The sequence below is a fragment of the Micromonospora sp. S4605 genome, assembly GCF_003176715.1.
GTDB lineage: Bacteria > Actinomycetota > Actinomycetes > Mycobacteriales > Micromonosporaceae > Micromonospora > Micromonospora echinaurantiaca.
In genome coordinates, this window is sequence record NZ_QGSW01000094.1 from 1 (window position 1) to 4,101 (window position 4,101).

6 protein-coding genes are annotated in these 4,101 nt (G+C 75.9%); all 6 read right to left on the bottom strand.

Going from position 1 to position 4,101, the window contains the following annotated elements; all coding sequences use genetic code 11:
• The coding region (locus DLJ47_RS05785) for a beta-ketoacyl synthase N-terminal-like domain-containing protein (protein ID WP_274703357.1) at positions 1-309 on the bottom strand (309 nt) is incomplete at its 3' end.
• Entirely contained in the window at positions 306-1,922 is a 1,617-nt protein-coding gene (locus DLJ47_RS05790) for a class I adenylate-forming enzyme family protein (protein WP_109899052.1), read from the bottom strand. The genes DLJ47_RS05785 and DLJ47_RS05790, both read right to left, overlap by 4 nt.
• A complete protein-coding gene (locus DLJ47_RS05795; protein WP_109899053.1) occupies positions 1,919-2,446 on the bottom strand; it encodes a beta-ketoacyl synthase chain length factor in 528 nt (175 codons plus the stop codon). Before DLJ47_RS05795 ends, DLJ47_RS05790 begins: the two co-directional genes overlap by 4 nt.
• Positions 2,443-3,525: a beta-ketoacyl synthase N-terminal-like domain-containing protein gene (locus DLJ47_RS05800; protein WP_109899054.1), complete on the bottom strand. Its 1,083-nt coding sequence runs from the start codon at positions 3,523-3,525 to the stop codon at positions 2,443-2,445. Before DLJ47_RS05800 ends, DLJ47_RS05795 begins: the two co-directional genes overlap by 4 nt.
• Positions 3,518-3,763 (bottom strand): hypothetical protein, encoded by a 246-nt coding sequence (locus DLJ47_RS05805; protein ID WP_109899055.1) that lies wholly within the window; start codon positions 3,761-3,763, stop codon positions 3,518-3,520. The genes DLJ47_RS05800 and DLJ47_RS05805 overlap by 8 nt, the downstream gene beginning before the upstream one ends.
• Positions 3,763-4,029 carry an acyl carrier protein gene (locus DLJ47_RS05810; RefSeq protein WP_088993997.1) on the bottom strand — a complete coding sequence of 89 codons (267 nt, stop codon included), beginning with the start codon at positions 4,027-4,029 and terminating at the stop codon, positions 3,763-3,765. The genes DLJ47_RS05805 and DLJ47_RS05810 overlap by 1 nt, the downstream gene beginning before the upstream one ends.
• Positions 4,030-4,101: the final 72 nt, after the last annotated feature.

Sequence of the window (4,101 nt, forward strand, 5' to 3'; positions counted from 1 at the left end):
GGCCGGGACGTCGACCCGGCCCGGGTCGACGTCCCGGCCCACCTCGATGCCGGCGTCGGCGAGCGCGTCGGCAGCGGCGTGCAGCGCGAGCACCACTATCCGGTCCAGCACCCGGGTCTCCGGTCCGGACGCGACCGAGCGCGGGTCGACCGGCGGCAGCAGGCCGGCGACCTCCAAACAGTCGGCGGCGGGGTGCCCGGCCGGCGGGCGGGCCAGCCCGGACCGGCCGGCGCAGAGCGCGTCGAAGGTCGCCGAGACGCCGCGCCCGACCGGGGTGAACAGGCCCATCCCGGTGATCACGGCGGTCATGCGGAGGTCCCGGTGAGGTATCGCTCGCGCAGGGCGACCTTGCGCACCTTGCCGGTGACGGTGACCGGGATGTCGGTGGAGCGGACCGGCACCACCCGGCGCAGGGTGGCGCCGACGTCCGGGCCGAGGGCGGCGCGGACCCGCTCGGTGCGGTCCTCGGCCGGGTCGACGCCGGCGGCGAGTTCCAGCAGCACGTCGGTGACCACGGTGCCGCCGTCGGCGACGATCACCACCGTGCAGTCGGTGACGTCGGCGCAGGCGGCGAGGATCCGCTCCTCGGACATCGCTGTGTAGAACCGCCGCCCGTCGCCCGCGTCGACCGAGTCGACGGCTCGATCCAGGTGGTAGTACCGGCCGTCGGCGTCGGCATAGACCAGGTCGCCGGTGAGGTACCAGCCGCGCTGGCGGAACCGGTAGGTGGTGACCGAGTCGTTCCAGTAGCCGCGGAACAGCGACGGCGAGTCGATGCCGAGCCAACCCGGCTGGCCGGGCGGCACCGGGTCGCCGTGCTCGTCGAGCACGGCGACCTTGGTGAACCGGTACGGCCGGCCGATGCAGCGGCCGTAGCGGTCGGTGTCGGTGCGGTGGGTGACGTGGAACATCGAGTGCCCCATCTCGCTGGAGCCGAGGCCGTCGATGAAGACCGAGCCGGGCACCCGGACCACGCCGTCGCGGGTGACGACGTCCCGGGAGCCGACCGCGACCAGCCGGCGGATGTGCGGCTCGTGCGAGCAGTCGCCGGTGTTGAACCACAGCCGCACCGAGTCCAGGTCGTATCCGGACAGGTCGAAGCGGGCCAGTTCCGCCCAGGTCACCGAGAAGCCGAACACCCCGTCCGGACGCCACCGCTGGATCGCGTCGAGCACCCGCTCGCCGCCCTGGTCGGAGAGGAGGAACATCTCCGCCCGGTTGCCGAGCGCCTGGTTGACCATGAGCACGGTGGCGGTGTGCGGGGCGGGCAGCGCGTTGAGGATCCGGCTGGTGCCCTGCGCCTGCGGCATGGTGAGCAGGTGCCGGGTGGCGGCGAAGAGGCTGGCGTGCGAGTGCAGCACCGCCTTCGGCACCCCGGTGGTGCCCGAGGTGTGGGTGATGACGACCGGGTCGTCGCCGTGGTGCGGGTAGTGCGCCAGGGCGGCGGCCGGGTCGCCGGCGCCCGCCTCGGCGGGGCTGCCGAGCACCGGTACGCCGAGCTCGTGCCCGGCCAGCAGCGCGGCGTGCGCGTCGTCGGCCAGCACGCCGACGCCGCGTAGCCGGCGGATGTACTCGGCGGCGATCTCCGGACGGAGCTTGCCGTTCATCAGCGCCGGGATCGCGCCGAGTCGGGTCAGCGCGAGGTAGCTGAGCACCATGTCGGCGGCGGCGGTGGCCCAGACCGCTACCGGGTCGCGCGGCCCGATCCCCCGGGCGTGCAGCCAGGCGGCCCGGGCGGCCACCCGCTGGTCGAGCTGGCCGAGGGTGAGCGGGTGTTCGGCCGGGTGGCCGTCGACAGCGGTGTCGAAGGTGAGGCCTGGCCCGTCCGGGTCGGCGTCGTGCGCCAGCACCCGGGCCAGCACGTTGCCGGCGCCGATCCGCTCGTCGGCGGCCAGCCGACCGCGCAGTCCCCTGCTCCTCATCGGATGTCTCCTCCCCCCAGCAGCACCGCGACGGCTGAGTCCGCACCGCCGTCGTCGGGTGCGTCGTCGATCAGGACCAGCAACGCCGCGTCGGCGTCGCCGTCGTGCACCAGCAGGTCGGCCGCGGCGATCCCGTCGGCCCGCGGGTCGCCGGTCGGCGCGAGGCAGAGCACCGGCCCGGCCAGCCCCCAGCGGGCGGCCACGTGCCCGGCCACGCTGTTGGGCACCGACTGGAAGAAGAACAGCGGCCCGGGCCGGCGGCCGGCGGCCACGGTGGCCCGTACGTGCGCCGCGCTGGCCCGGTCGCCCTCGGCGCTGACCAGCACGATCGCGCACCGGGCGCCGTCCGGCGCGGGCGCCGCCCGGTAGGCGCGGGTGAGGCAGCGCTCGGCCACCGCCGCGACCAGCGGGTTGAACGTCGAGTGCAGGTACCCGGGCAGCGGCGGCGGCGGGCCGTCGCCGGGTTCGGGCCAGGCCGCCTCGGCCAGTACGGCGAGCCCGGTGGCCCGACCCGGCCCGGTCACGCCGCACCGACCAGCAGCGCGGTGTTCGCGCCACCGAAGGCGGCGTTGAGGGTCAGCGCGTACCGGGTCGCGGCGGGCCGGGGCGCGTCCCGGATCACGTCCAGCGGGCAGTGCGGGTCGGGGCCGAGCCAGCCGGCGTTCACCGGCAGCTTGCCGTGCCGCAGCGCCAGCCCGGTGACCACCAGTTCGAGCAGCCCGGACGCCTCCAGCGCGTGCCCGTGCAGCGCCTTGGTGGAGCTGACCGGGACGCCCGCCGCCGCCGGGCCGAGCGCCGCGCGCAGGGCCGCCGCCTCGGCGGCGTCGCTGTGCCCGGTGCCGGTGGCGTTGGCGTTGACGTAGCCGAGCGCCTCGGACGGCAGCCCCGCCCGGTCCAGCGCGGCGTTGACCGCGCGGGCCATCCCACGGCCGGCCGGGTGCGGCTGGCACGGGTGGTACGCGTCGCCGGCGCGGGCCCAGCCGAGCAGGTCGACCAGCGGCCGGCGGGCGGCCCGGGCGGACTCCAGCACCACCGCGGCGACCCCGTCGCCGAGCAGCAGCCCGGTGCGGCCGGCGCTGAACGGGCGTACCGCACCGTCGGTGGCCAGCGCGCGGCCGGCGTCGAAGAGGGCGTACTGGTCCGGTTCGACCAGGTAACCGGCGGCGACGACCACCCGGTCGGTGTCGCCGCGCCGGATCAGCGCCGCCGCGTCGGCCACCGCGCTGGTCGCCGAGACGCAGGCGGTGGTGTAGACCCGGGTCGGGCCGCCGAGGCCGGTCCAGCCGGCGAGGGTGCCGGCGAGCGCCGGGGCTCCCGGGCCGCCGTGCACGGCCAGCAGCAGCGCGCAGCCGGCCCGCCGCGCGGCGTCCAGCCCGGCCGCCCGGCAGGCCTCGGTCACCGACTCGGCCAGTTCGTCGGGCAGGTCGCCCACCTCGGGCAGGGTGGCCGCCGCGTCCACCCGGCGGTTGCCGGTGTCGAAGCGGCGGACCGGCCGGAACGCCGGCGTCCCGGCCAGCGCGCCGGCCAGTTGCGCCGCCGCGCCCCGGCCGAGGGCGCTGGTCGCGTGCACGCCGGTGAGCTGGACGGCGGGCGCCTCAGCCATCTGCGGCGGCGGTCAGGGAGGTCCGGAAGACCGCCAGGGCGTCGTCGACGGTACGGATGTCCGCGAGCTGGTCGTCGGTGAGGTCGAGTGGCTGCTCGTAGCGCTGCTCCACCAGGTGCACCAGCCAGGCCAGCTCCATCGAGCCGATCCGCTCGGGCACCTCGGCGGCGGGTTTCGCGGTGAGTTCGGCGAGCATCGCCACCAGGTCGGCTCGCCCCAGGTCGGGCCGCCCGGTCATCAGGACTTGTCGCTCGTCGCCGTGGCGACCCGGTCGGCGACCATCGCGGTGAACTCGCCGACGGTCATCAGCGCGAGCTGCTCCGACTCGTCGTCGGCGAACTTCAGGCCGTAGCGGTCCTCCACCCGGACGGCCAGGTCGGCGAGGGCCAGCGACTCCAGGTCCACACCGGACGGTCCAAGGGTGGTGTCGTCGTCGATCCCCTCGACGTCGTAGTTCATGTCGGCGAGCTGCTCGATGACGAAGGCGCGGACCTCGGTTGACATGGTTAACCTCTTTCCGTGAGCCAGCTACCGGTGCCCGATCGGGACACCGTGCACGTGTGGGTCGGCCGGGGC